Source organism: Actinokineospora sp. UTMC 2448, from assembly GCF_024760565.1.
In the GTDB taxonomy this organism is placed as follows: Bacteria; Actinomycetota; Actinomycetes; order Mycobacteriales; family Pseudonocardiaceae; genus Actinokineospora; species Actinokineospora fastidiosa.
In genome coordinates, this window is sequence record NZ_CP031087.1 from 6,964,177 (window position 1) to 6,989,544 (window position 25,368).

19 protein-coding genes are annotated in these 25,368 nt (G+C 73.2%); 13 read left to right on the forward strand and 6 right to left on the reverse strand.

The features are described from left to right. Positions 1–103: 103 nt before the first annotated feature. The 3 genes from Actkin_RS32305 to Actkin_RS32315 form a co-directional block, all read right to left on the reverse strand. Entirely contained in the window at positions 104–5,602 is a 5,499-nt protein-coding gene (locus Actkin_RS32305; RefSeq protein WP_258905352.1) for a beta strand repeat-containing protein, read from the reverse strand. A gap of 179 nt (positions 5,603–5,781) precedes the next feature. Further along, positions 5,782–6,540, reverse strand: coding sequence for a hypothetical protein (locus Actkin_RS32310; protein ID WP_258905353.1), 759 nt, complete (start codon positions 6,538–6,540; stop codon positions 5,782–5,784). 176 nt (positions 6,541–6,716) lie between these two features. Then, positions 6,717–8,957, reverse strand: a complete 2,241-nt coding sequence (locus tag Actkin_RS32315) for a translocation/assembly module TamB domain-containing protein (RefSeq protein ID WP_396122914.1) — start codon at positions 8,955–8,957, stop codon at positions 6,717–6,719. Positions 8,958–9,036: 79 nt separating this feature from the next. Between Actkin_RS32315 and Actkin_RS32320 the strand changes: the two genes are divergently transcribed. The 9 genes from Actkin_RS32320 to Actkin_RS32360 all read left to right on the forward strand — a co-directional run bounded on the left by Actkin_RS32320 (position 9,037) and on the right by Actkin_RS32360 (position 16,745). After that, positions 9,037–10,215, forward strand: a complete 1,179-nt coding sequence (locus tag Actkin_RS32320) for an AI-2E family transporter (protein WP_189209048.1) — start codon at positions 9,037–9,039, stop codon at positions 10,213–10,215. Further along, a complete protein-coding gene (gene macS, locus Actkin_RS32325; RefSeq protein WP_258905355.1) occupies positions 10,212–11,345 on the forward strand; it encodes a MacS family sensor histidine kinase in 1,134 nt (377 codons plus the stop codon). The genes Actkin_RS32320 and macS overlap by 4 nt, the downstream gene beginning before the upstream one ends. Before the next feature lie 11 nt (positions 11,346–11,356). Next, positions 11,357–11,992 carry a response regulator gene (locus tag Actkin_RS32330; protein ID WP_189210061.1) on the forward strand — a complete coding sequence of 212 codons (636 nt, stop codon included), beginning with the start codon at positions 11,357–11,359 and terminating at the stop codon, positions 11,990–11,992. A 9-nt stretch (positions 11,993–12,001) separates the two neighbouring features. After that, positions 12,002–12,616: a DUF1707 SHOCT-like domain-containing protein gene (locus Actkin_RS32335; protein WP_258905356.1), complete on the forward strand. Its 615-nt coding sequence runs from the start codon at positions 12,002–12,004 to the stop codon at positions 12,614–12,616. 37 nt (positions 12,617–12,653) lie between these two features. Further along, positions 12,654–12,956: a DUF6191 domain-containing protein gene (locus Actkin_RS32340; RefSeq protein ID WP_258905357.1), complete on the forward strand. Its 303-nt coding sequence runs from the start codon at positions 12,654–12,656 to the stop codon at positions 12,954–12,956. Between the two features lie 82 nt (positions 12,957–13,038). Continuing rightward, the gene (gene tdh / locus Actkin_RS32345; protein WP_189209044.1) at positions 13,039–14,067 is read left to right on the forward strand and encodes an L-threonine 3-dehydrogenase; all 1,029 of its coding nucleotides are present in this window, start codon (positions 13,039–13,041) and stop codon (positions 14,065–14,067) included. Continuing rightward, positions 14,068–15,249, forward strand: a complete 1,182-nt coding sequence (locus tag Actkin_RS32350; protein ID WP_258905358.1) for a glycine C-acetyltransferase — start codon at positions 14,068–14,070, stop codon at positions 15,247–15,249. Positions 15,250–15,283: 34 nt separating this feature from the next. Then, entirely contained in the window at positions 15,284–16,159 is an 876-nt protein-coding gene (locus Actkin_RS32355) for a LysR family transcriptional regulator (protein ID WP_189209042.1), read from the forward strand. Positions 16,160–16,187: 28 nt separating this feature from the next. Beyond that, positions 16,188–16,745: a TetR/AcrR family transcriptional regulator gene (locus tag Actkin_RS32360; RefSeq protein WP_258905359.1), complete on the forward strand. Its 558-nt coding sequence runs from the start codon at positions 16,188–16,190 to the stop codon at positions 16,743–16,745. Here Actkin_RS32360 and Actkin_RS32365 read toward each other — a convergent pair. Further along, positions 16,719–17,465 (reverse strand): TetR/AcrR family transcriptional regulator, encoded by a 747-nt coding sequence (locus Actkin_RS32365; protein ID WP_258905360.1) that lies wholly within the window; start codon positions 17,463–17,465, stop codon positions 16,719–16,721. The two genes, Actkin_RS32360 and Actkin_RS32365, sit on opposite strands and share 27 nt — an antisense overlap. 140 nt (positions 17,466–17,605) lie before the next feature. On the opposite strand from Actkin_RS32365, the gene Actkin_RS32370 reads away from it, so the two are divergent. From Actkin_RS32370 to Actkin_RS32380, 3 genes are all read left to right on the forward strand, one after another. Then, positions 17,606–19,723, forward strand: a complete 2,118-nt coding sequence (locus Actkin_RS32370; protein ID WP_258905361.1) for an MMPL family transporter — start codon at positions 17,606–17,608, stop codon at positions 19,721–19,723. A 236-nt stretch (positions 19,724–19,959) separates the two neighbouring features. Then, positions 19,960–20,811 carry a ribokinase gene (locus Actkin_RS32375; protein ID WP_258905362.1) on the forward strand — a complete coding sequence of 284 codons (852 nt, stop codon included), beginning with the start codon at positions 19,960–19,962 and terminating at the stop codon, positions 20,809–20,811. Further along, positions 20,808–21,266, forward strand: a complete 459-nt coding sequence (locus Actkin_RS32380; protein WP_189209037.1) for a Pycsar system effector family protein — start codon at positions 20,808–20,810, stop codon at positions 21,264–21,266. Before Actkin_RS32375 ends, Actkin_RS32380 begins: the two co-directional genes overlap by 4 nt. Here Actkin_RS32380 and leuS read toward each other — a convergent pair whose 3' ends face one another. Continuing rightward, positions 21,267–24,077 carry a leucine--tRNA ligase gene (gene leuS / locus Actkin_RS32385; RefSeq protein ID WP_258905363.1) on the reverse strand — a complete coding sequence of 937 codons (2,811 nt, stop codon included), beginning with the start codon at positions 24,075–24,077 and terminating at the stop codon, positions 21,267–21,269. It lies immediately after the preceding gene. A gap of 204 nt (positions 24,078–24,281) precedes the next feature. Here leuS and Actkin_RS32390 point away from each other — a divergent pair, with 204 nt between their 5' ends. After that, positions 24,282–24,680, forward strand: a complete 399-nt coding sequence (locus Actkin_RS32390; RefSeq protein ID WP_189209033.1) for an SdpI family protein — start codon at positions 24,282–24,284, stop codon at positions 24,678–24,680. Here Actkin_RS32390 and Actkin_RS32395 read toward each other — a convergent pair. Continuing rightward, the gene (locus Actkin_RS32395) at positions 24,677–25,258 is read right to left on the reverse strand and encodes a YqgE/AlgH family protein (protein ID WP_189209032.1); all 582 of its coding nucleotides are present in this window, start codon (positions 25,256–25,258) and stop codon (positions 24,677–24,679) included. The genes Actkin_RS32390 and Actkin_RS32395 overlap by 4 nt on opposite strands. Positions 25,259–25,368 lie beyond the last annotated feature (110 nt).

A 25,368-nucleotide genomic window follows, 5' to 3' on the forward strand; every position in this document is an offset into this window, starting at 1 on the left:
AGTCGATCGCGCGTCAGCGCGGCGTCAGGGCGTCATCAGGGACCAGACACGGGACGGGCCCGGGAGCGTCGCTCCCGGGCCCGTCCACTGGGTGGATCGGTGGTCAGCCGATCGGGTTGCGGCCGACCAGTCCGGTCAGCCTCGACTGCGTGTCGGCCAGGGAGGAGCCGGGCGCAGCCGGGAGGGCCGCCCTGGTGTCCAGACCCGACAGCGCGGGGGTCTGGACCGGGAGGCGGTCCACGGACGGGGTCTGGACGAGGTGGCCGGAGAAGGCCCCCTCCAGGTTGTCCAGACCGGGCGCGTCGTCCAGGCCGGGCATGGCCGGGGCGGCGACGCGGGGTGCGGGCAGGATCGCGGTGTCGGCCAGCGGGTCGGTCGGGTTGGAGAGCCCGTTGACGCCGTAGGAGTGGTTGCCGCTCAGGTCGCCGAGGTGGACGCCCTTGGTGAACTGGTCGGCGGGCGAGTCGTGCGAGCCGAGCAGGTACAGCACGTCGGTCATCGCGTCGTCGAGGCGCGGCATGGTGAGGGTCGTGTCGCCCAGCGTGTGCTGCGCGACGCTCATGCCGTCGAGGGAGTTCCCCTCCAGCGGGTTCCGCATGACGCCCATGGTCGTGCTGGTCAGCACGCCGTCAACCAGGGTCGACATGGGGTTGCCGGAGCGGGGCGAGGTGGTGCCGGTCAGGGCGCCGAGGCCGCCCACCGGGGTGCGCTGCAGGTCCACACCGTTCCCCGTCATGGTGTCGAGGGCGAAGTCGATCCCGCTGGGCAGCGAGTCGGGGTACTGCTTCGGGTCGAGGTACTGCGGGTCGTCGGCCCGGTGCGCGGGGCGGTAGTGCCTCGGCGCGGCGCCGGAGACCCCGACGGTGCTGGTGACGCTGTCGATGGCCTCGAACAGGTTCAGCGACTGCTCGACGGGCCGCACGACGTCGGCCGTCTGCGGGAACGTGGCCGACACCGGGTTGTTGCCGGTGAGGCCGTTGGGGTTGACCAGGTCGTCGACCTCGGACAGGGGCTCGCCCAGGTCGCCGGTGACGCCGTCGAGCGGGTTGTCGACCGACGGGAGGTCGGCGCGGCCGGTGCCGCCGCCGGTCAGGCCGCCGAGGGCGTCGGTGGCCATCGGCAGGCCTGCCTGGCTCGCGTCGGTGAGCGCGCCCAGGCCGAGCAGGTCGGCCAGGTCGCCGAGCGGGGACTCCGAGCCGGAGCCGCCCAGCAGGCTGCCGAGCGGGTCGCCGCCGAGCACGCCGCCGAGCGGGTCGCCCGCGGTCGGCAGGTCGGCGCGGCCGGTGCCGCCGGTCAGGCCGCCCAGGCCGCCCAGGCCGAGCAGGTCGCCCAGGTCGCCCAGCGGCGAGTCGCCGCCGAGCAGGGTGGACAGCGGGTTGTCGGTCGGCACGTCGGCACGCGGCGCGCCGCCGGTCAGGCCGCCCAGGGAGAGCAGGTCGCCGAGGTCGCCCAGCGGCGAGCTGCCGTCGAGGACGCTCTCCACGACGCCGCCGGTCGGCGGGATCTCCGAGCCGGGGCCGGTGAGGCCGAGCAGCTCGCCGGCGTCGGACAGCGGGTTGCTCACCTGGGTGTTGACGCCGTCGACGGGGCTGCCCGGCAGCGGCAGCCCGGACCGCTCCCGGCCCGCGCCCAGACCCGCGAGGTCACCCAGCGGGTTCTTCACGGCGTCGGTCACGCTCTCCAGCGGGTTGCCGCCGCCGGGGAGGTCGGCACGGCCGGTGACGCTGCCCATGCCCAGGATCTCGCCCAGCACGGAGGTGCCCGCGAGGGCGGCGCCCAGCGGGTTGTCGGTCTGCCCGACCCCGCCGGTCACCCCGCCCAGGCCCGCCAGCGGGTTCTGCTCACCGCCGAGCAGCCCGGCGAGGGGGTTGCCCGCGAGGGGCGAGTCCGCGCGGGAGACGCCCCCGGCCAGCCCGTCGAGCGGGGTGGTGCCGATGGGCAGGTCCGCCCGGGCGAGGCCACCGGTCACGGCGTCGAGGCCGCCGGTCAGGCCCTCCAGCGGGTTGCCGCTGGTCGGCAGGTCGGTACGGCTGACACCGCCGGTCAGGCCGGACAGGGCGTCGAGGCCGCCGGTCAGCCCCTCCAGCGGGCTCCCGCCGGTCGGCGGGTCCGTGCGGCTGACGCCACCGGTCAGGCCGGACAGGGCGTCCAGACCACCGGTCAGACCCTCCAGCGGGTTGCCGCTGGTCGGCAGGTCGGTACGGCTTACGCCACCGGTCAGGCCGGACAGGGCGTCCAGACCACCGGTCAGACCCTCCAGCGGGCTCCCGCCGGTCGGCAGGTCGGTACGGCTGACACCGCCAGTCAGGCCGGACAGGGCGTCCAAGGGGTTGCCCAGGCCGCCGGTCAGGCCGTCGAGGGGGCTGCCGCCGGTCGGGAGGTCGGCGCGGCTGCTGCCGGTGGGGATGGCGTTGAGCGGCAGGGTGTCGGTCAGGGCGTCCACCGGGTTGCCGCCGGTCGGCAGGTCCGTGCGGCCGACTCCGCCGGTCAGGCCGGATAGGGCCTCCAAGGGGTTGCCCAGGCCACCGGTCAAGCCGTCGAGGGGGCTGCCGCCGGTGGGCAGGTCCGCGCGGCCGGTCGGGGCCGACAGACCGGTCAGCGGGAGGGCGTCGGTCAGGCCGTCGAGCGGGCTGCCGGGCTCGTCGGCGCGGGCGGCGCCCGTGCCGCCGAGCAGGCCGCCTGCGATGGCGGGCACGGTGTCCACGGCCGCGAGGCCGCCCGAGGTGGCCAGCGGGTTCTGGATGTCGGCGGTGACCCGGCCGGGCAGGCCGTCGGCCAGCGGCAGGCCGGTGCGGCCGGGGATGCCGTCCAGGCTCGCCACGTCGCCCAGCGGGTTCTGGCCGAGCACGCCGCCCAGCGGGTCCTGGCCCAGCAGGCCGCTCAGGGGGTTGGCGCCGCCCAGCAGGCCGTTCAGCGGGTTGGCGCCGCCGAGCAGGCCGTCCAGCGGGTTGTGGTTGCTGCGGGCCATGCCCGGGTTGAACAGGGAGGTCAGCTCGCTGAGGCTGCCCGCGACGCCGTCGCCGAGCAGGGCGCTCAGCGGGTCGGGGCGGTCGAAGCGGGACATGCCGTGGCCGCCCGGGTAGGGCAGGGCGGACAGGTTCGGCAGCGCGGGCGGCTTGGTGGCCTCCAGCGCCCCGGCCTTCGGCAGGGTGACGCCGAGCGGCTCCTCCTCGCCGACGGTGACGTCGGTGAACTGGTTGCCGTCGGCGATCGCGTCGGCCAGGACCTCGATCGGCACGTCGTAGATCGGCAGCTCGAGGCCGAGCGGGAGCTGGCCGTCGTTGCCGGACAGGTCGTTGGTGTCGCCGTCGGTGTTCGAGTCGCCTCCCGCCGAGCCGGTGGTGACATTGTCGGACGCGCCCACGGCGTCGGCCGCGGCCGCGGCCACGGCGTTGCCGTGGACCTGGGCCAGGGTGGCGGCGGGCACGTCGAGCACGTTGCCCGCGAGGTAGCCGCCCTCGCCGCTGGTGGTGAGGTCGCCGCCGGAGTGGCCCTCGGTCTTGTTGGCGCCCACGCCCATCGCGTCCGCGGCGACCGCGGCGACGCCGTCGCCGAAGGCCTGCACGATCGGCAGGGCCTCCAGGCCGATGATGTTGCCCGCGATGTTGCCGTCCGCGCCGCTGGTGGCGCCGTCGCCGCCCGCGGTGGTGTCGGTCTGGTTGGCGCCCACGGCCTCCTCGTCGCCCGCGACCGCGCCCGCGACGCCGAAGCCCTGCAGGGCGGCGGCGACCGGCGCGGTGACCAGGTTGCCGGAGATGTTGCCGTCGGTGCCGTCGGTCACCGCGTTCCCGCCGGAGGTCGACGACGTGTCGTTCGCCGCGACGTGCTTGCCGTTGCCGACCAGCGAGGCGCCGGAGCCGAACAGCTGCGTCGGCACCGCGAGCGGCGTCTGCGCGATGTTGCCCGACAGCGTGCCGAGCGTGCCCTTGGCCCGCGAGGGGCCGCCCGCGGTGACATCGCTGTAACCGTCCGTTTGGGACTGGGTGTTGCCGCCGACGCCCGCGCCGTTGCTGAACGCCTGCAGCGGCCCGGCGACCGGCACGGTCACCAGGTTCGCCCCGCCGGTCGCGGCCTCGTCGTTGGTGTTGTTGCCGCCGCCGGCCGAGGACACCTTGTGTTCCTTGACGACCGACTCGGCGTCGCCGAGCGCGCCGACCACGTTGCCCAGCCCCTCGACGGGGAAGGCGACCGGGACCGAGCCGTTGTTGCCGCCGAAGACGGAGTCGTCGCCGGTGGTCCCGGTGTTGCCGCCGGCCTCGGTGGTGGAGGTGTTGCCGCACACCGCGGTGGCGAGCCCGCCCGCGCCCGCGACGTTGCCGCACGCGTCGACGGGACCGGCGACGGGGACGCTGAGGCTGGTGCCGCCGAGCACGCTGTCGTGCCCGCGGGTGTAGGTGTCGCCGCCCGCGGCGGAGCTGACCTCGTTGACGCCCGCGGTGTCGCAGTTGCCCACCAGCGCGCCGCAGTTGTCCTGTCCCTGCACGGGAAGCGCGACCGGCGTCCCGCCGACGATGCCGGACACCACCGAGTCGTCGCCGAAGGTGCGCGTGCCGCCGCCCGCCGTGGTGGCGCTGGTGGTCTCGCACTGGGACGCGGTGTTGCCCACGTCGCCCACACCGTTGCAGTCCAGCGCGACCGGGCCGGACACGGGCGTCTGCACGCCGTTGCCGGAGGCGGTCGCGCCCTGCTTGCCGTCGGTCTGGATGTAGGTCGGCACGCGGAACAGGTCGGGCTTCTCGTCGCCAGCGTGCGCCTGGCTGCTGCTCGACGACAGCGACTCGGCGATGCCGAGCTTGGTGATGGTGTTGCCGGACGCGCGCACCGGCACGGCGACCGGGACGCCGCCCGCGTCGCCCGAGGCGAGGCTGTCGACGCCGCTGGTCTCGATGGCGCCGCCCGCGCTGGCCGTCGACTCCGCCGCGGCCGCGGCGCTCGCGGTGCCCGCCAGCGAGACGGCGTTGCCGGTGGCCTGCACCGGGGTCGCGCCGTGCGCGGCGAAGACGTTGCCGGAGATGACGCCGTCGTCGCCGTTGGTGGTGACGTCGCCCTCGTTGACCGCGCTCTGCTGGCTGGAGCTGACCACCGCGGCGTCGTCGGCCACGGCGAAGGCGTTGCCGCTGACGTCGATCGGCAGGCTGTAGGCCAGGCGCACGACGTTGCCTGCCAGGGTCTCGTCGCTGCCGTCGGCGTACACGTCCTGGTGGTGGGAGACGTGCTGGCTGGAGGTGTCCGCCACGCTGACGTCGCCGCCGAGCGCGACGGCGTTGCCGGTCGCCTTGGCGGGGAGGATCACGGTGCCCACGGCCTGGTTGTCCTTGAACAGGTCGTCGTCGTGCGCGTCGCGCGACACGGGGAGCTTCCTCGTCGCCATGCCGGGCGCGACGCTGACGTCGCGGCGCACCGAGGGCAGGTGCCTGCTGCCCATGGGCGTCCCGATCGCGTTGCGATCGATGCGGACCGGCACCTTGACCGTCGCGTCCAGCGCCGAGGGCGGCGCGTCCGGATCGATGGTGTCGTCGGCCGCCGCGATGCCGGTGCCCAGCATCATGACGCCACCCGTGACCAGCACGGTCTGTATGCCGCGCTTCGCCCAGGTTTGCATTCTGGTGATCTCCTTCATCGGTTTCCGCGAGTTCGCGGTAGTGGGGCGGAACGGACGCCGGGGAAAGCGTCCGGATATCGCGCCCGGAACAGGGAGTGCGGAATTGCCCGCCGGGGGGAAAACGCGCGGCCTGGGCAGGAAGGGGAGTGCGCCTGCTGCTGGTGCGGCCGCGCGGGAGTTCAGTCGGGGGTGACGCCGGGCTGCGCGGGAACGGCGGCGGGCTCGTCGGCCCGGGCGGCGCTCGGGGTGTGCGCGAGGGCGGGCTCGGTCGCCAGGGGAGCCGTGGACAGCAGGCCGGACTGCGGCGCGTCGCCCGTGCTCGCCCCGGTGTGCCCGGAGTGGGCGGGGGCGGGCAGCGTCAGCGGAGCCAGCGGGGTGCCGTTGCCGTGCTGGGTGATGGGCTTCTCGACCGAGGATTCCGGCGGACCCCGCCGGGTGACGGACCGCGCGTCGGCGGAGGTGTCCGCCGACGCGCCGGGCTCGCCGTGCCGCTGCCCTCCGGCAGCGGGCACGGCGACCGGCCGCCCGGGCTCCGGCGCGACGGCGAGGGGGCCGTCCGCCGCGGCGGAGCCGGGCAGCGGGGAGAGATCGGGGAGGCTGGGCAGCAGGTCGTCGACCTGCTGCCCGGGCGCGGCGTGGCCGAAGTGCTCGGCGACCGTCTCGCCGACCTCGTCGAAGCGGTCGACGGCGGCCTTGGCGCCGTCTTCCACGTGCAGGTGGGTGAGCGCGCTCTCGACGACGGCCACGCCGTCGTGGGCGAGCACGCGCTCGGGAGCGGACTCGACGACCGCGCCGAGGTCTGCGACGAGGTCCACACCGGTGTCGGCGGCCGCGGTGGCCGTGCCGAGCGCCCAGGCCGCCGCCGCGCCGCCGAGGACGAGCAGCGCGCGGGCGAACAGCCGCCGGGTGGCGGTCCGTCCGGTGCGCACTGGGTCCACGGTGGGATTCCTTCGCGATTGTCGGCCATGCGGCGCGCGGCGAAACGCCGTGCAGGGCAGACACTTTCATCCGGGCGGGCCGTTATGCACGTGTGATCGGGAATGCCCACCTGATCGTGTGACCAACACAGCGTGTTTCCACAGATCACGTTCCGCGCACGGCGCAGGTGGGCGGCTCAGTTCCGCTTCAGCACGCGGGTCGCGCCCGTCGCGGCGGTGGTGGCCAGGATCCAGCCCGCGGCGATCAGCCCGCCGGAGACCCACTGCGACGGCCCGACCATGCGCCACTTGTTGTCCTGCCCCAGATCGATGATGGGCAGCAGCAGGTCGGTGGCCAGCAGCGGCGGGTTCCACACCGGGTTCTGGTCGGAGTCCAGGCGCTCCATCACGTTGAAGGAGAACCAGAACGTGCCCACCAGCCAGAACAGCAGCAGCCACAGCATCGCCAGCCACGGCCGGTATCCGAAGCCGACGGTGACGTGCTGGAGCTTGCCCCAGATCCGTCCGGCGATGTGCAGTTCGGCGTAGCGGCGGCGTTGGCGCTCAAGGAGGACCTTCTGCGCCAGCTCCTCCTCGCCGCCGTCGGAGTACACGGCGGCGAGCTGTTCGTACGGTCCCGGCGCGAAGTCCGGCTGCACCGCGCGCAGCCACGCCAACCGCGTGCGCACGGGCACCTCCGGCTGCGCGGAGATGGCCTCGAAGGCGAAGTCCTCGATGTCCACGCCGCCGGTCGCCGCCCACAGCGCCGGGCCGTCGGTCACGGACACGACCCGCGCCCGGGTCAGGATCACCGCTCCCCTCGGCGGACAGCGCTCCGGGAACACGAGCACCAGCTCATGCGCGGTGAGGCCGTAGGCCGACAGCGCCTTGTCCGTGCGGTGGTGGTCGGGATGGGTGCGCCCGCCCAGGCGGGCGCCCGCGAAGCTGACCATCTTCTCGACCTCGACCAGCCGCACCCGCACGCCGCCGATGGCCTGGAACCCCCGGCTGCACAACAGGTCCTTGCCGATGGTCGCCACGCGCGCGTCCAGCGACGGCTTGACCGTGCCGTTGGGCCGGAGCCTCGGCTTGTGCAGGCGCGCGCCCGAGCAGTCCAAACTGGACCCGATGGTGGCGTTCTGCAGCCGCACCGACCCGCTGACGCGCACCTTGCGCAGGAACAGCGTGCCGCCGACGCGCAGCCGGTCGGCGAACAGGACGTCGATCGCGGGACCGTAGAGCCGGGCGCGGGACAGGCTCGCGCTGCCGTGCACGGTGGCGTCCACCAGCCGCACCTGCCCGTACGCGCGCAGCGCGCCGTGCGGATCACCGTCGGTGTCACGGCCCAACCAGTCGCCGCCGCGCGCGTCGACGTCGCCGCCGATCTCGATGCCGTCGGCCAGCAGCGCGACCGGCACCCGCTCCACGGCGCGCGCCGCGCTGAAGCACGCTGACAACTCGGCGACCACCGACGGGTCCCCGATGCGCGCCCCGGAGAGCAGCAGATGGCCGCCGATGCGCGCGCCCCGGACGGCGACCGAGCCCAGTGCGGTGAACCCGGCGTCGAGCTTGACGTCGCCTTCCACGCGCAGCCGATCGCCGTCGAGGACGGTGCGGTCGGCGGCCTTGCCGTGCGGGACCACGAGAACTGCCTTGTCGCGCACGCCGTCATGCAGCTGCGCGCCGGAGAACACGGCGTCGCCGCCGATGCGCGCGCCGGTCAGCCGGACCACACCCGCGCTGTCGAAGTGGGTGCGGACCGTGCTGTCGCAGAAGAGGTTGCCCTCGACGACCAGGCCGGACGCCTCCAGCGCGTCGCCATCGGGGTGGGAGAGCCGCGCGCCGGTCAGGTGCACGCTGCCGCCGATGTGCGCGCCGCGCAGCCGGACCTCGCCCTCGGCGCGCAGCGAGGTCGCCTGGACCGAGCCGGACACGCGCAGCCGGGCGCCGAGCAGCGCGCCCGCGCCGGGGTGGCGCAGAGTCGCGCCGATCATGCGCAGCGAGCCGTCGACGGTGGCGTCGGTCAGGTCGAGCGCGCCCTTGCAGGTGAAGCCGTCCTCCAGGACGAGGTCGCTGGCCACGCGCAGGTTGCGGGCGCGCAGCCCGGGCGCCTGGCAGCCGCGCAGGTGCAGCGAGACGAGCCGGGCCATGCGCAGCGCGGGGGTGCGCTCGAAGACGCAGCCGCGCAGTGTGATCACCGTCTCGACCGTGCGCCCCTCGAGGTCGAACCGGCCGGTGACGCGGGCGTCGTCGAGGCGCAGCGCGGGCATCGCGCCCTCGCCGAGCGGGTAGGCGCCGGTCAGCATCCCGGCCAGGACCTGCCCCCGGACGCGGCGGCCGCCGAGGTCGAGCCGGAAGCCGGTGCCGAAGGCGTCGAGGACCTCGCGCTCGGTCTCGGTCAGACCGCTGAGGGGGACGTACGACACATACTCGGACACGGGTCCCATGAGATCAGAGAATTCGTCGCGTCCGACGTGATTCGGCCGATACCGTGTCGGCGATGATTGGGGAACACCGATGAACCGTCACCGCGTCGCGGGCCGCAGGAACCTCCCGAGGAAACCCCTCCCTGACGTCACCCCGCTCGTCCCGCAGGGCCTGCGCGTGGGGGCCGCGCTCTCCTGGCGCTTCCTGGTGGTCATCGGCGCGCTGTACGTGGTGATCTGGCTGATGGGCTACTTCGGCCACGTGGTGATCCCGATCGCGATCGCGCTGCTGCTGGCCGCGCTGATGGCCCCGGGCGTGGCGAAGCTGGTGGAGTACCGGGTGCCGCGCGGGCTGGCCACGGCGATCGTGCTGGTCGGCGGCATCGCCGTCGTCGGCGGCGTGCTGACCTTCGTGATCACCGAGTTCACCACCGGCCTGCCCGACCTTCAGCAGCAGGTGAACGAGAGCCTGGAGACGATCAAGGACTGGCTGGTCCACGGGCCGCTGCACCTGCGCCAGGACCAACTGCAGGGCTACCTCGACACGGTCATCGACACGATCAAGGCCAACCAGACGCAGATCACCTCGGGGGCGATCACGACGGCGGCCACCATCGGCGAGGTCCTCACCGGACTGCTGCTGACCGTGTTCGTGCTGATCTTCTTCCTCTACGACGGCGAGGCGATCTGGCGCTTCACCGTGCGCGGCGTGCCCGCCCCGGTGCGCGACCGGGTCGACGTGGCCGGGCGGCGCGGGTTCTCCTCGCTGGTGAGCTACGTGCGCGCGACGGCCGCCGTGGCGATCTTCGACGCGGTCGGCATCGGCATCGGCCTGTGGATCATGGACGTGCCGCTGTTCGTGCCGCTGGCCGCGCTGGTGTTCCTCACCGCGTTCATCCCGATCATCGGCGCGCTCATCGCGGGCACGGTCGCGGTGCTGGTCGCGTTGGTCGCGCAGGGCTTCGTGCCCGCGCTGGTGGTGCTGGCGATCGTGGTGGGCGTGATGCAGATCGAGAGCCACGTGCTGCAGCCGTGGCTGCTCGGCCGGGCGGTCAAGCTGCACCCGCTGGCGGTCGTGCTGGCCATCGCGGTGGGCCTGGTGGCCGCCGGGATCGCGGGCGCGCTGCTGTCGGTGCCGCTGCTGGCCGTGCTCAACGCGGGCATCCGCTCCCTGCTGGCGCACGACGAGACCGAGCCCGACGAGGTCGACGTCCTCGACGACACCGGATCGGTGCCCGGGGCCGAGGACGGCGTGGTGCCCGGGACATGAGCCGCAAGGACCCCCTCACCCCGCTGTGGCGGGCGGCGGTCCTGCTGCGGATCATCACGCTCGGCTTCGCCGCGGGCGTGGTGGCCGCCCACCACGGCGAGTACGCGGACACGGCGCTGGCCTGGGCGACGATCGGGCTGATGGCCTGCTGGACGGCGGCGACGTCGTGGTACTACCTGCGGCCCCGGCCGTCGGCCTGGTTCACCGCCGTCGATCTCGCGGTGTGCTGCGGGATCATGGCGCTGTCGCCGCTGGTGCTGACCGCCCACCAGTTGCGCGTCGAGGTCGTGCCGCTGGTGACGACGGTGTGGGTGACGGCTGTGGTGGCGGTGGGCGCGGTCCGCGGCGGGACGGTCGGCGGGACCGCGTTCGGCGCGGTGGTCGGGCTGCTCAACTACGCGGTCCGCGGCTATGTGGACACCGACCTGACCAGGGACATGGTGCTGCTCGTCGGCGTCGGGTTCGTGCTGGGCCTGGCGGCCACGACGTCGCGGCGCTCGGCGGAGCGGCTGGAGCGCGCGTTGCGCGTGGAGGCGGCGACCGCGGAGCGCGAGCGGCTGGCGCGGTCCATCCACGACGGCGTGCTGCAGGTGCTGGCCAGGGTCGGCAAGCGGGGCCGCGAGCTGGGCGGGGAGGCCGCCGAGCTGGCCGAGCTGGCGGGCAGGCAGGAGATCGCGCTGCGCGCGCTGGTGGCCGCCGCGCCGCTGGACTCCGGCGCTGAGGAGGTCGACCTGCGGGGCATGCTGCAGGTGCTGGCCACCGACCGGGTGCAGGTGTCGGTGCCCGCGACGCCGGTGGTGCTCTCCGGCGAGGTCGCCGCCGAGCTGAGCAACCTGGTGCGGGAGGCGCTGGCCAACGTCGAGCGGCACGCGGGCGCGGCCGCGCGGGCCTGGGTGCTGCTGGAGGACCTGGGCGGCGAGGTGGTGCTGAGCATCCGCGACGACGGCGTGGGCATCCCGGCGGCGCGGCTGGCCGAGGCGGCCGCGCAGGGCCGGATGGGCGTGGCCCGCTCGATCCGGGGGCGCGTGGCCGAACTGGGCGGAACCGTCACACTGGACACCGCGCCCGACGAGGGCACCGAGTGGGAGGTGCGGGTGCCGCGCCGGACCGGGAAGCGGGGGAGCGGGTGAGCATCACCGTCATGGTCGTCGACGACCATCCGATGTGGCGCGACGGCGTGGCCCGCGATCTGACCGAGCGCGGCTTCGACGTGCGCGCCACCGCGCGCGACGCGGACTCCGCGGTGCGGATCGCGGCGACGGTCCGGCCGCAGGTCGTGCTGATGGACCTCAACCTGGCGGGCGAGTCCGGGGTGCCCGCCATCGCGCGGATCACCGCGGAGGCCCCCGAGGTGCGCGTGCTGGTGCTCTCGGCCAGCGGCGAGCACAGCGACGTCCTGGAGGCGGTGAAGGCCGGGGCGTCGGGGTACCTGGTGAAGTCGGCGTCGGCGGAGGAGCTGGTCGACGCCGTGCGGCGCACGGCGGCGGGCGACGCCGTCTTCACCCCGGGACTGGCCGGGCTCGTGCTGGGCGAGTACCGGCGGATGGCGGCCGGGCCGCCGGACGACAGCCCGCGCCTGACCGACCGCGAGACCGAGGTCCTGCGCCTGGTGGCCAAGGGGCTGACCGCGCGCAAGATCGCCGAGCGGCTGGTGCTGTCGCACCGGACGGTGGAGAACCACGTCCAGTCGACGCTGCGGAAACTGCAGCTGCACAACCGCGTCGAGCTGGCGCGCTATGCGATCGAACACGGGCTTGACCAGGAGCCTCCGCAGTAGCCTTGGCTTATGCACCCAGCGCCCATCAATCCCCGCGACCTGCGCGTGTCGGACGCCGAGCGCGAACACGTCGTCACCGTGCTGCAGAAGGCCATCGGCCGGGGGCTGCTCGACCTCGACGAGTTCACCCGGCGGACCGACACGGCGCTGGCCTCGCGCACGCGCGCGGAGCTGAACGCGGTGCTCGTGGACCTCCCGGGCATCACGCACACGGACTCCGGTCCGGCCTCGACCAGGCCGGTGGAGTTCCGCAACACGATGTCCTCGACCAAGCGCGACGGGCGGTGGGTGGTCCCGCGGTCCATGCGGATCTACAACCGGATGGGCTCGACCGAGCTGGACTTCACCGACGCGGTGATCCAGCACGCCGAGGTGCACGTCGAGGTCGACCTCGCGGGCGGGGCGGTCGAGCTGCTGCTGCCGGACGGTGCGTCGGTGCTGGCCGACGAGGTGAACGTGATCGCGGGCAGCGTCACGAACAAGACGGCAGCGGGCGCGGGCACGCCCCGGTTCGTGGTGACCGGCTCGGTGACGGCGGGCTCACTGACGCTGCGCAAGCCGAAGTACGTGCGGATCGGGAACATGGTGGTCCGCAGGCCGTGGAAGGTCAGCTGGGAGAGCTAGCCGGGAACCGGGCGACCGCGCCCGCCGTTGTCCGGTCATGGGCTGGCTGCTGGCGCTGACGATCCCCGGGCTCGTCGTCCTGCTCGTCATCGTCGTCTCCGTCGAGGCGTTCGGGAAGACCCTGCCCTGGCGGCGCAAGCGCGCCGGTCTGCCGGTCTCGGCGGCCGCGCTGGAGGACTTCGCCGGGGTGCTGCAGGCCAGCCGCCGGGTCGACCAGGACCGCAAGCAGCACTCCCTGATGATGCGCGACGAGATCGGCGACAACGGCCCGCCGCGCACCGTCGTCGACTTCGCGGGCCGGACGGTCCGGCTGGTCGTGCCGCCTGTGCAGGAACGCTGAACAAGCACTGCAGAAACTCCAGATGGACCGCACAGCGCCACGGGTCCACACTCCGCGGGTAGACACCCCGTGGAGGACAAGCGTGAAGGCTCTGGTCAAAGGCGCCCCGGGCCCCGGGCTCGAACTGGCCGACGTGCCGGACCCCCGGCCCGGCCCCGGCGAGGTGCTGCTGCGCGTCAAGCGCACCGGCATCTGCGGCACCGACCTGCACATCGACACCTGGGACGACTGGGCGGCGCGGACCATCAAGGCCCCGCTGGTCGTCGGGCACGAGTTCGTCGGCGAGGTGGTCGAGGTCGGCGCGGCGGTCACCCGGGTCAAACCCGGCGACCTGGTCAGCGGCGAGGGGCACATCGTGTGCGGCACGTGCCGCAACTGCCGCGCTGGCCGCCGCCACCTCTGCGCCAACACCATCGGGCTCGGCGTGCACGTCGACGGCGCGTTCGCCGAGTACGTCGTCCTGCCCGAGCAGAACGCCTGGGTGCACGGCCATCCGGTCGACCTCGACGTCGCGGCGATCTTCGACCCGTTCGGCAACGCCGTGCACACCGCGCTGTCGTTCCCGGTGCTCGGGGAGGACGTGCTGATCACCGGCGCAGGCCCGATCGGGCTGATGGCCGCCGCGGTGGCCAAGCACGCGGGCGCGCGGCACGTCGTCATCACCGACGTCAGCGAGCCCCGGCTGGCGCTGGCCGCCAAGCTCGGCGTGGACGTCGCCCTCGACGTCAGCCACTCCGCCATCGCCGACGTGTACGACCGGCTGGAGATGACCGAGGGCTTCGACGTCGGCATGGAGATGAGCGGGCAGCCCTCCGCGCTGCGCGAGATGATCGCGAACATGACCCACGGCGGCCGCATCGCCATGCTCGGCCTGCCCTCGCGGGAGATCTCCGTCGACTTCAGCACCGTCGTGCTCAAGATGCTGACGATCAAGGGCATCTACGGCCGCGAGATGTTCGAGACCTGGTACGCCATGTCCGTCCTGCTGCAGGCCGGGCTGGACCTCACCCCCGTCATCACCCACCGCTACCACTACACCGAGCACGCCGCCGCGTTCGACACCGCCCGCGGCGGGCACAGCGGCAAGGTCATCATGGATTGGGAGAGCTGAATGTTCGGCGCGATGCGCGAGAACCTCCGCACGACCCTCGACCAGATCCGGGCAGACGGCCTCTACAAGGCCGAGCGCGTGATCACCAGCCCCCAGCGCGCCTCGGTGACCGTCGCGGGCGACGAGCCGGTGCTGAACTTCTGCGCCAACAACTACCTCGGCCTCGCCGACCACCCGACCCTCATCGAGGCCGCCAAGAACGCCCTGGACGAGTGGGGCTTCGGCATGGCGTCGGTCCGCTTCATCTGCGGCACCCAGGCCCCGCACAAGAAGCTGGAGGCGCGCATCTCGGAGTTCCTCGGCACCGACGACACGATCCTCTACAGCTCCTGCTTCGACGCCAACGGCGGGCTGTTCGAGACCCTGCTGGGCGCGGAGGACGCCGTCATCTCCGACGAGCTCAACCACGCGTCGATCATCGACGGCATCCGGCTGTCCAAGGCCCGCCGCCTGCGCTACCGCAACCGCGACATGGCCGACCTGGAGGCGCGCCTGGTCGAGGCCAAGGACGCCCGCTACCGCCTCATCGCCACCGACGGCGTCTTCTCCATGGACGGCTACCTCGCGCCGCTGGACGAGATCTGCGACCTCGCCGAGCGCCACGACGCCCTGGTCATGGTCGACGACTCGCACGCCGTCGGCTTCATGGGCGCCACCGGCCGGGGCACCCCCGAGCACTTCGGCGTCGGCGACCGCGTCGACATCTACACCGGCACCCTCGGCAAGGCGCTCGGCGGCGCCAGCGGCGGCTATGTCTCCGCGCGCGCGGAGATCGTGGAGATCCTGCGGCAGCGCTCGCGCCCGTACCTGTTCTCCAACTCCCTGGCGCCCTCGATCACCGCGGCGAGCCTGGCCTGCCTGGACATGCTCGACTCCTCCGCCGAGCTGCTGACCCGGCTGCGCGCCAACGCCGCCCTGTTCCGCTCCCGCATGACCGAGGCGGGCTTCGACCTGCTGCCCGGCGAGCACCCGATCATCCCGGTGATGATCGGCGACGCCGCCCGCGCCGCGCGGCTGGCCGACCTGCTGCTGGAGCAGGGCGTCTACGTGATCGGCTTCTCCTACCCGGTCGTCCCGCACGGCAAGGCGCGCATCCGCACCCAGATGTCGGCCGCCCACTCCACCGAGGACGTCAACCGCGCCGTCGACGCCTTCGTCGCGGCCCGGGAGAAGCTGGGCTAGGTTCTGGCGCTATGCCCGACCAGCGGACCAGCAGATGATCGACCCCCGAAGGCTGCGGGTGCTGCGGGCGCTGGCCGACCACGGGACCGTGACCGCGGCCGGGAGGGCGTTGCACCTGACGCCCTCCGCCGTGTCGCAGCAGTTGGCCGCCCTGGAGGCCGAGGCAGGCCAGGAGCTGCTGCGGCGCAAGGGCCGCAGGGTCTGGCTGACCGCGGCCGGGGAGCTGCTGGTCGAGCACGCCAACGCCGTGCTCGCCGAGCTGGACCGGGCCGAGGCCCGGCTGGCCGAGCACGCCTCCGGCCAGCTGGGCAAGGTGCGGGTGGCCGCGTTCGCCTCGGCGATCGTGCAGGTGGTGGCGCCCGCGCTGGCCCTGCTGCGGGAGCGGGCGCCGGGGATCACCGTCGTGGTCTGCGACGCCGAGGGGCAGGAGAGCCTGCCGATGGTGCTCGACGGGGAGATCGACATCGCGGTCACCGAGGAGTACCGGGCGCCCGCCGACGACAGCCGGATCGCCAGGGACCGGCTCTACGCCGAGCCGTTCGACGCCGTGCTGCCGCCGGGGCACCGGCTGGCCGGGCGGGCGGTGGCGCTGCCCGACCTCGCCGAGGACGACTGGGTCGCGCCGTCGGCCGGGAACCCGTGCCGCGACGTGGTCCTGCTGGCCTGCGAGCACGCCGGGTTCGCGCCCCGGATCACCCACACCTCCGACGACTTCGCCGCCGAGGCCGCGCTGGTCGCGGCCGGGGTGGGCGTCGCGCTGATCCCGAGGACGGCAGCGCGCGGGGGCGTTCCGGTCGCGGGGGACCCGCCCACCCGCCGCGTCTTCGCGGCCGTGCGGCGGGGCCGGGAGAACCACCCGCTGATCGCCGCGGTCCGCCAGGCGCTGCGCGAGGCCGCGACCCTGGCCTGATTTACTCAGCCGAGTTACTCTGTTACTCATGCAGGTAACAGACCGCAGGGAGCAGATCGCCCGGACGGCGATCGCGATCATCGGCGAGCACGGGTTCGCGCAGTGCACCTTCAAGCGGATCACCGAGGAGGCCGGGCTGAGCAGCACCCGGCTGGTGTCCTACCACTTCAAGGACAAGAACGAACTGCTGATGACGCTGCTGACCACGACCATCGGCCGGGCCGACGAGCTGATGGCCGCCCGGCTGGCGGGCACGACGGACCGGGTGGCGATGCTGCGCGGGTACATCGAGTCCCAGGTGGACCTGCTGCGCCTGCACCCGGCCTACGCCAGGACCATCGTCGAGGTCGGCAGGCACGTCGCCGACTTCGCGCCGGTGCTGCGCGACTTCCGCGTGGGCAGGCTGGAGCGCCAGCTGGCCCAGGGCAAGACCGAGGGCGTGTTCGGCGACATCGACGTCACCGTCACCGCCCAGTGCGTCCGCTCGGCGATCGACGGCGCGACCGAGCGGTCCGCGGAGGGCCTGGACATGGCCGACTACGGGCGGGCGGTCGCCGACCTATTCGTGAAAGCCGTCCTCGCCTAGGCCGACCTCGCGCAGCAGGTCGGCGAGCATCGACTCGAACAGCGGCTCCGGGTCGGTCACCGGGAACGGGAACTGGCCGAAGACCTCCAGCGCGACCTGCCCGTACAGCCGGACCCACGCCTGCAGCATCACGTAGGCCGTCCCCAGGCCCAGCCGCTCCTCCGGGACCTCGACCCCGGACTCGGCGATCACCCGCAGCAGCTCGCCCCGGAACGCGGTCAGGTCGGCAGCCAGCGACGGCGGCACGTCGCGGTCCTGGGGCACGACCAGCGGGCCGGAGGCGAGCACGCCGCCCGCGACGGACAGGAAGATCCGGCCGAAGGAGTCCATCGGCACGTCGGCGCCGTTGGGCCCGGCCGGGCAGTTCGACGTCGCCTCCGACGGCGAGGCGAAGACCAGGACGAACTCCTGCGGGTGGGCCAGCGCCCAGCGGCGGAAGCCGCGGCAGACGGCCATGACCTGACCCGTGCGGTCGTCCTCGGACAGCTCGGCCAGGTCCCGCGCCAGCTCCCCGGCCAGGTCCTCGCAGACGTCGGCGCGCAGGTGCTCGATGAGGTCGTCGTGGGAGGCATAGTACCGGTACAGCGCGGGCGCGGTGATGCCCATCTCGCGGGCGATCGCCCGCAGGGTGACCGCTTGCGGGCCGTCGCGCACGAGGAGCGCACGGGCCTGGGCGCGGATCGCCCGATCGGTGTCCGCGCGGCGTGTGGCCTGCGTCATGCGTCACTCCGAGCTCTTGTGAACACCGTTTACTCACCCGTACGGTGGGTACCAAGTAAACGGCGTTTACGGCAATTCCCGTGTTTATCGCACCGTAGTCGGTGGCGCGCGGGATGACCACTGGCGGGAGGACGGCGGAGATGTTCGCGAGGTGGGGCGCGCTGGTGCACCGGAGGCGGTGGGTGGTGCTGGTCGCCGTCCTCGTGGTCACGGTGACGGGCGGCTTATGGGGTCTGGGCGTCTTCGACAAGCTCACCCAGGGCGGCTACGAGGACCCCGGCAGCCAGTCGGCGCAGGTGAGCCGGATCATGCAGGACGCGCTCGGCCAGCGCCCGGCCGATGTCGTCGTGGTCTACACCGCGCCAGCGGGCCGGACGGTCGACGACCCGGACATGGCCGCCCGGGTCACGCAGGCGCTCAACGGCCTCCCGCCGGAGCGGGTCGCCCAGCGCGTCGACTACTGGAGCACCCAGGCCCCCACGCTGATCAGCGGCGACCGCACGCTCGCCCTCGCCACGATCACCTTGACGGGCGAGGACTACGACAGCCGCCAGGCCAACTACCAGGCGATCGCGGACCAGCTCACCGTCGAGGGCATCGAGACCCGCGTCGGCGGCCAGGCGCCGACCGAGCAGGCGATGACCGACCGGTCCAACGCCGACCTCGTCATCGCCGAGGCGATCTCGCTGCCGGTGACCCTGGTCCTGCTCCTGTTCATCTTCGGCAGCGCGGTCGCCGCGGCCCTTCCGGTGCTCGTCGGCGGCCTGTCGATCTTCGGCGCGCTGGGCGTGCTGCGCGCGCTGAGCCTGGGCCTGGAGGTCAACAACTTCGCCGTCAACGTCGCCACGCTGCTCGGCCTCGGCATGGCGATCGACTACGGCCTGTTCATCGTCGGCCGGTTCCGCGAGGAGCTCGCGGGCGGGGCCGAGCCGCGCGAAGCGGTGCGCCGGACCGTCGCCACGGCCGGGCGCACGGTCGCGTTCTCGGCGACGCTGCTGGTCATCGCCCTGTCCGGGCTGCTGGTGTTCCCGATGGACTTCCTCAAGTCCATGGCCTACGGCGGCATGTCCGCGGTCGCGATCGCCGCGATCGTCTCGCTGACCCTGCTGCCCGCGCTGCTGGCGATCCTCGGCCGCAACGTCGACAGGCTCGCCGTGCGCCGCGCGCCCACCGGCGAGCCCCGCTGGCTGGGCCGCGTCGCCGACGCGGTGATGCGGCGGCCGGTGTGGTTCGCCGCGCCGATCATCGCCGTGCTCGTCGTGCTCGCGCTGCCCTTCGGCGAAGTCCGCTTCGGCGGCTACGACGTCAAGCAGCTCCCGCCCGGCGACCCGAACCGCGTCACCGCCGAGGTGATCGCCGACAACTTCCCCGGCGCGGGCGACAACACCGCCGAGATCGTGCTGCGCGGGGCGGACCAGGCCGACGCCGCCGCGTTCGTCGCCGCGGGCAAGCAGGTCCCCGGCGTGCTCGACGTCGTGCCCACCGGCGCGAACGGCGACGTCTTCGCCTTCTCCGCGCCGCTGGCGGGCGAGTCGTCCTCCGACGAGGCGCGCGACGCCGTCGACGGGCTGCGCGCGGTCGCATCGGACGCGGAGGTGCTGGTCGGCGGATTCCCGGCGATGGTCGCCGACAGCGTCGACGCCATCGTCGCCCAGGTGCCGTGGATGATCGCGATCCTGGTCGGCGCGACGCTGGTGCTGATGTTCCTGGCGTTCGGCTCGATCCTGCTGCCGGTGAAGGCCGTGGTGATGAGCGCGCTGAGCCTGTCGGCGACCTTCGGCGTGCTGGTGTTCGTCTTCCAGCAGGGCCACTTCGCCGACGCCCTCGGCGTCACGCCGCAACCGGCGCAGGCCGGGATGATGGTGCTCATCGGCGCGGTCGTGTTCGGGCTGTCCACCGACTACGAGACGTTCCTGCTCTCCCGCATGGTCGAGGCCCGCGCGCACGGGATGTCCACACCGGACGCCGTGCGGACCGGGCTCGTGCGCACCGGTCGGATGATCACCGCGGCCGCGCTGCTGCTGGGCGTGGTGACCGGGGCGTTCGCGATGTCGTCGCTGGCGAGCATGCGGTTCATCGGCACGGGCATGATCGTGGCGCTGCTGCTCGACGCCACCGTCGTGCGGATGCTGCTGGTCCCGGCCGTGCTCCGGCTGCTCGGCGACGCGTCCTGGTGGGCGCCGCGCGGCCTGCGCAGGCTGCAGGAGCGGGCCGGACTGTCCGAGGTGGAGGCGCCCAGGGAGCTGGAACGGGTGTAGAGGCGCCACCGGCGCCGATCGCTCGGGGGGCTACGCGACCGACGCCGGTGACCAGTGCCGGCCGTGGCCCCCTGGCCCTGACCGGCGCCCAGGGTTGCGGCCCTGGGGTCGAGCACGGACGGCGATCTCCACCGCCCGCGAGACATGTGACGTCAATTGTGGCACTCAGGAGCCATCCGACTACGCATTCGTTCACACTTGCGCACGTTCACTTCCGTATACGGCTGGAGGTCGCGGTGGGTTCAGTGGTCGCCGTCCTGGGTTCGGCCAACGCCGATCTCGTCGTCGCGGTGCCGAGGCGGCCCGGCGGCGGGGAGACGGTCCTGGGCTCTGACGTGCGCGTTCTGCCCGGCGGCAAGGGTGCGAACACCGCCGTCGCCGCGGCGCGGCTGGGCGCTTCGGTGATCTTCGTCGGGGCCGTCGGGGACGACGCGCACGGCGCGCTGCTGCGCGAGTCGTTGACAACGGCCGGTGTCGACGTCGGGCGTCTGCGGACCGCGGACCGGCCGACGGGGGCGGCGTTCATCACCGTCACGGGGGATGGCGAGAACGCGATCGTCGTCTCCCCGGGCGCCAACGCCGCCCTCACGCCCGCCGATGTCGACCTCTCCGGGGCCGCCGTCCTGGTGGCCTCGCTGGAGGTGCCGATCCCGGTCGTGGAGCACGCCGTCGCGCTGGCGGCGGCCTCCGGCGTCCGGGCGGTGGTCAACCTCTCGCCCGTCGCCGCGCTGTCCCCGGCGACGCTCGCCGGGCTGGACCCGCTGATCGTCAACCAGCACGAGGCCGCCGCTTTCGGCCCCCTGCTCGATCTCGGCGTCCGCAGCGCGGTGGTCACCCGCGGAGCCGACGGCGCGGACGTGATCACCGCCGACGGCGTGCGGCGCGTCCCCGCCCCGCGCGTCACCCCGCTCGACACGACCGGCGCGGGCGACGCGTTCGCGGGCGCGCTCGCCCACCGCCTCGCCGAGGGCGACATTCTGGCCGCGGCCGCGGAGTTCGCCTGCCGTGTGGCGTCGATCTCGGTAACCCGCGCGGGCGCCCAGCCGTCCTACCCCACAACGGCCGAACTGCGAGGGGACCGACGATGACACCCGCGGAGCTGATGCAGGAGGAGATCAACCGCGCCGACGGCGCGATGGTCCGCACGGACACCAAGGCGGGCCTGCTGCTCGCGGTGTTCAGCACGATCACCGCCGGGCTCACGTTGCTGGCCAAGACCAGCCTGCACCCGGTCGTCGTCGTCGCGCTGGCCGTCGCCGCCGCCCTGTTCGGCACGGCGGTCCTCCTGCTCCTGTGGACGATCCGCCCGCACATGGACGGCAGCCCGCTGCTCATCTACGGCGCGATGACGGCGAAGCAGGTCAAGCAGCACATCGCCGACCGCGCCCGCGACCAGGAGACCTGGCACGGCGAACGCCTCGCCGCCGTCTCCCGCCTGGCCTCCCGCAAATTCCGCCTGGTCCGCAGGGCCACCACCCTCATCGCGCTCGCGCTCGTGGTGATGGTGGCCGCCGCCGTGCTGGGGCTCGTCCTCAAGCCCTAGTCACAGCACCACGTTGACCAGCCTGCCCGGGACGACGATCACCTTCTTGGGGGTCTTGTCGGCGACCAGGGCGGCGACCTTCTCCTCGGACAGGGCCGCCGTCTTGATCTCCTCCTGGGTGGCCGAGGCCGGGACGGTGACGCGGGCGCGGACCTTGCCGTTGACCTGGATCGGGTACTCGGCGGTGTCCTCGACCAGGTACCTCGGGTCGGCCGTGGGGAACGGGCCGTGGGCCAGGGACTCGGGGTGGCCCAGCCGCGACCACAGCTCCTCGGCGATGTGCGGGCACATCGGGGCCAGCAGCTGCACCATCGCCTCGGCGACCGGCCGGGGGCAGCCGTCGCCGTGGTGCTTGGTGATGTGGTTGGTCAGCTCGATCAGCTTGGCGCCCGCGGTGTTGTAGCGCAGGTTCGAGTAGTCCTCGTGCACGCCCGCGATCGTCTTGTGCAGCAGGCGCAGGGTGGGCTCGTCGACATCACCGTCGACGACGCGGACCTCGCCCGTCGTCTCGTCGATGATCGCGCGCCACAGGCGCTGCAGGAAGCGCTGGGCGCCCACGACGTCCTTGGTCGCCCAGGGGCGGGAGACGTCCATCGGGCCCATCGACATCTCGTACAGCCGGAAGGTGTCCGCGCCGTACAGCTCGCACATCTCGTCCGGCGTGACGACGTTCTTCAGGCTCTTGCCCATCTTCCCGTACTCCTGGAACACCTCGGTGTCCCCGTGGAAGAACCTGCCGTCGCGCTCCTCGACCTCGGCGGCGTTGACGTAGACCCCGCGCGCGTCGGCGTAGGCGTAGGCCTGGATGTAGCCCTGGTTGAACAGCCGCCGGTACGGCTCGTCGCCGGAGACGTGGCCCAGGTCGAACAGGACCTTCTGCCAGAACCGCGCGTACAGCAGGTGCAGCACCGCGTGCTCGACGCCGCCGACGTACAGGTCGACGCCGCCCGGGTCGGTGGCGCCGTGCTGCTCCGGGCGCGGGCCCAGCCAGTAGCGCTCGTTCTCCGGCGCGCAGAAGCGCTCGTCGTCAGCCGGGTCGACGTACCGCAGCTGGTACCAGCACGAACCGGCCCAGTTGGGCATCGTGTTGGTGTCGCGGCGGTAGGTCCGCACGCCGTCGCCCAGGTCCAGCTCGACCTCGACCCAGCCGTTCGCCTTCGACAGCGGCGGCGACGGCTCGGTGTCGGCGTCCTCCGGGTCGTAGGTCGTGGGGGAGTAGTCGTCGACCTCGGGCAGCTCGACCGGCAGCATCGACTCGGGCACCGCGATCGGCGTGCCCGCCTCGTCGTAGACGATCGGGAACGGCTCGCCCCAGTAGCGCTGGCGGGAGAACAGCCAGTCGCGCAGCTTGTACTGGACGGTGCCGCGGCCGTGGCCGTGCTCCTCCAGCCAGCCGATGACCGCCTTCTTGGCCTCGGCGATGTCCATGCCGTCCAGGAAGCCGGAGTTGATCGCCGGGCCGTCGCCGGTGTAGGCCTCGCCGTCGAAGCCCTCCGACGGCGCCACCGTGCGGATGATCGGCAGGCCGAACGCGGTGGCGAAGTCCCAGTCGCGCTGGTCCTGGCCGGGCACCGCCATGATCGCGCCGGTGCCGTAGCCCATCAGCACGTAGTCGGCGATGAAGACCGGGATGCTCGCGCCGTTGACCGGGTTCACCGCGTACGCGCCGGTGAACACGCCGGTCTTGTCCTTGTTCTCCTGCCGGTCCAGGTCCGACTTCATCGACGCCGCGCGCCGGTAGGCAGCGATCGCCTCGCCCGGGGTGTCCGCCCCGCCGGTCCACCGGCCGTCCACCTCGGACGGCCACGCGGGCGCGGCGATCACGTCGACCAGCGGGTGCTCCGGGGCCAGCACCATGTAGGTGGCCCCGAACAGCGTGTCGGGGCGGGTGGTGAAGACCTCGATCGACTCGCCGCCGCAGGCGAACCGGACGCGGGCGCCGTGCGAGCGGCCGATCCAGTTGCGCTGCATGGCCTTGACCTTCTCCGGCCAGTCCAGCCGCTCCAGGTCGTCGATCAGCCGGTCGGAGTAGGCGGTGATCCGCATCATCCACTGGCGCAGGTTCTTGCGGAACACGGGGAAGTTGCCGCGCTCGGAGCGCCCGTCCGCGGTGACCTCCTCGTTGGAGATCACCGTGCCCAGGCCGGGCACCCAGTTGACCGGCGCGTCCGACAGGTACACCAGCCGGTGCTCGTTCAGCACCGCCTGCCGGTCGGCGTGCGACAGCTCGGCCCACGCCCGCCCGTCCGGGGTGGCGCGCTCGCCGGACTCGAACTGCGCGACCAGCTCGGCGATCGGGCGGGCGCGGCCGACGGTGTCGTCGTACCAGGAGTTGAAGATCTGCAGGAAGATCCACTGGGTCCAGCGGTAGTACTCCGGGTCGATCGTGGAGATCCGCCGCCGGTCGTCGTGGCCCAGGCCCAGCCTGCGGATCTGCCGCAGGTAGGTCTCGATGTTGTCCTCGGTGGTCTTGCGCGGGTGCTGCCCGGTCTGCACGGCGTACTGCTCGGCGGGCAGGCCGAAGGCGTCGAAGCCCATCGTGTGCAGGACGTTGCGCCCGTTCATCCGGTGGTAGCGGGCGTAGACGTCGGTGCCGATGAAGCCCAGCGGGTGCCCGACGTGCAGGCCCGCCCCGGACGGGTACGGGAACATGTCCTGCACGAACAGCTTGTCCTCGGGCACGGGCCCGGCCAGCTTCCCGACCGGGTTCGGCGCGTGGAACGTGCCGCGCTCGGTCCAGTGGTCCTGCCAGCGGCGCTCGATCTCCCCGGCCATGGCCGCGGTGTACCGGTGGGCGGGCTCGTCGCTCATCAGAAGATCCTCCCGAGGTGGGGTCCTGCTCTGGACAAACGAAAACCCCCCAGCCCGCGGGCATGGAGGGTCGCCGTGCTCACCGAAGACGTTCGGTCAGCACGGCCCACTAAGGAGCAGGTAACCCGTGCTCATGGCCCTAGGGTAGCGCAGCCTGTCCAGCGGCCTGCGACGTGACCGGGCCCACGACCTACCATCGGTGCCGTGACTCTGTTGCCGCTCGCGCCCCTGGTGGCCGGCCTCGCCCTGCTCGTCGTCGGGTTCCTCGGTCTGACCGAGCGGCTGCCGCGCAACCGGTTCGCGGGCGTGCGGACCGCGGCGACGCTGCGCGACGAGGACACCTTCCGGGTCGGGAACAAGGTCGCCGGGCTGCCGACCGCGGTCGCTGGCGGCGTCGGCGTGCTCGGCGCGGTCGCGGGCTGGCTCATGCCGAACCCGGTCCTGGCCTGCGTGCTCGCCTTGGTCGGCCTGGTCGTGCTGACCGCGGGCGGCGGGGTGCTCGGCCACCGGGCCGCCGCCGCGGTGCCCGAGCCGGAGCCGGAGCTGCCCGCGGGCTGCAAGGGCTGCCAGTGCGGCGGCTGCGGCGTCTTCCAGAAGGCCTAGTTCTGCCGAACGTCACCCGGATGGGTGGCCAGCAGCGCCAGCGGCATGCCCTGGCGGCGCAGCACGCGGCCCCACAGGTCCTGCCCGGGCGGGGCCAGGACGTCGGCGGGCAGGGCCGGGACCACGATCCAGTCGCCGCGGTCGATCTCGCCCGCGAGCTGGCCGACCTCCCAGCCCGCGTAGCCCGCGAACACCCGCACGCCGCGCAGCTTCGGCACCAGCGGCTCGGGGTCGGCGTCGAGGTCGACCAGCGCCACCGGGCCGCGTACGCCGATCAGGCCGTGCACCCCGTCCACCGACTCGCCCGTGCGCATGGCGGCCAGGCACAGCGCGGTCTTCTGCTCCACCGGGCCGCCGACGAAGACCGACCCGGGATCGGTCACGTGTGGCCCCCACGACGGGAGCACCTCGCCGACGGGCACCTCGCTGGGCCGGTTGAGGACGACGCCCAGCGTGCCCTCGCCGCGGTGGTCGATGACGAACACCACCGTGCGGCGGAAGTTCTGGTCGAGCAGGCTCGGCGCGGCCACCAGCAGCGTTCCCGGCTCGACGGACACCTCGGACGACACGACCGACATGATCCCATCCGTTGCCGAATCGTCATGACCGAGCCGGGGAACAACTCGACCACCTCGGTCGTTGTAGAAGACGGTCGGCGCCACCGTGTCCCCCGGGCTCAACCACAACT

Coding starts and splice junctions, on each gene's coding strand:
- Actkin_RS32305 (WP_258905352.1), bottom strand. CDS start 5,602: ATGCAAACCTGGGCGAAGCGCGGCATACAGACCGTGCTGGTCACGGGT.
- Actkin_RS32320 (WP_189209048.1), top strand. CDS start 9,037: ATGAACCGTCACCGCGTCGCGGGCCGCAGGAACCTCCCGAGGAAACCC.
- macS (WP_258905355.1), top strand. CDS start 10,212: ATGAGCCGCAAGGACCCCCTCACCCCGCTGTGGCGGGCGGCGGTCCTG.
- Actkin_RS32330 (WP_189210061.1), top strand. CDS start 11,357: ATGGTCGTCGACGACCATCCGATGTGGCGCGACGGCGTGGCCCGCGAT.
- Actkin_RS32335 (WP_258905356.1), top strand. CDS start 12,002: ATGCACCCAGCGCCCATCAATCCCCGCGACCTGCGCGTGTCGGACGCC.
- Actkin_RS32340 (WP_258905357.1), top strand. CDS start 12,654: ATGGGCTGGCTGCTGGCGCTGACGATCCCCGGGCTCGTCGTCCTGCTC.
- Actkin_RS32350 (WP_258905358.1), top strand. CDS start 14,068: ATGTTCGGCGCGATGCGCGAGAACCTCCGCACGACCCTCGACCAGATC.
- Actkin_RS32355 (WP_189209042.1), top strand. CDS start 15,284: ATGATCGACCCCCGAAGGCTGCGGGTGCTGCGGGCGCTGGCCGACCAC.
- Actkin_RS32360 (WP_258905359.1), top strand. CDS start 16,188: ATGCAGGTAACAGACCGCAGGGAGCAGATCGCCCGGACGGCGATCGCG.
- Actkin_RS32365 (WP_258905360.1), bottom strand. CDS start 17,465: ATGACGCAGGCCACACGCCGCGCGGACACCGATCGGGCGATCCGCGCC.
- Actkin_RS32370 (WP_258905361.1), top strand. CDS start 17,606: ATGTTCGCGAGGTGGGGCGCGCTGGTGCACCGGAGGCGGTGGGTGGTG.
- Actkin_RS32380 (WP_189209037.1), top strand. CDS start 20,808: ATGACACCCGCGGAGCTGATGCAGGAGGAGATCAACCGCGCCGACGGC.
- leuS (WP_258905363.1), bottom strand. CDS start 24,077: ATGAGCGACGAGCCCGCCCACCGGTACACCGCGGCCATGGCCGGGGAG.
- Actkin_RS32395 (WP_189209032.1), bottom strand. CDS start 25,258: ATGTCGGTCGTGTCGTCCGAGGTGTCCGTCGAGCCGGGAACGCTGCTG.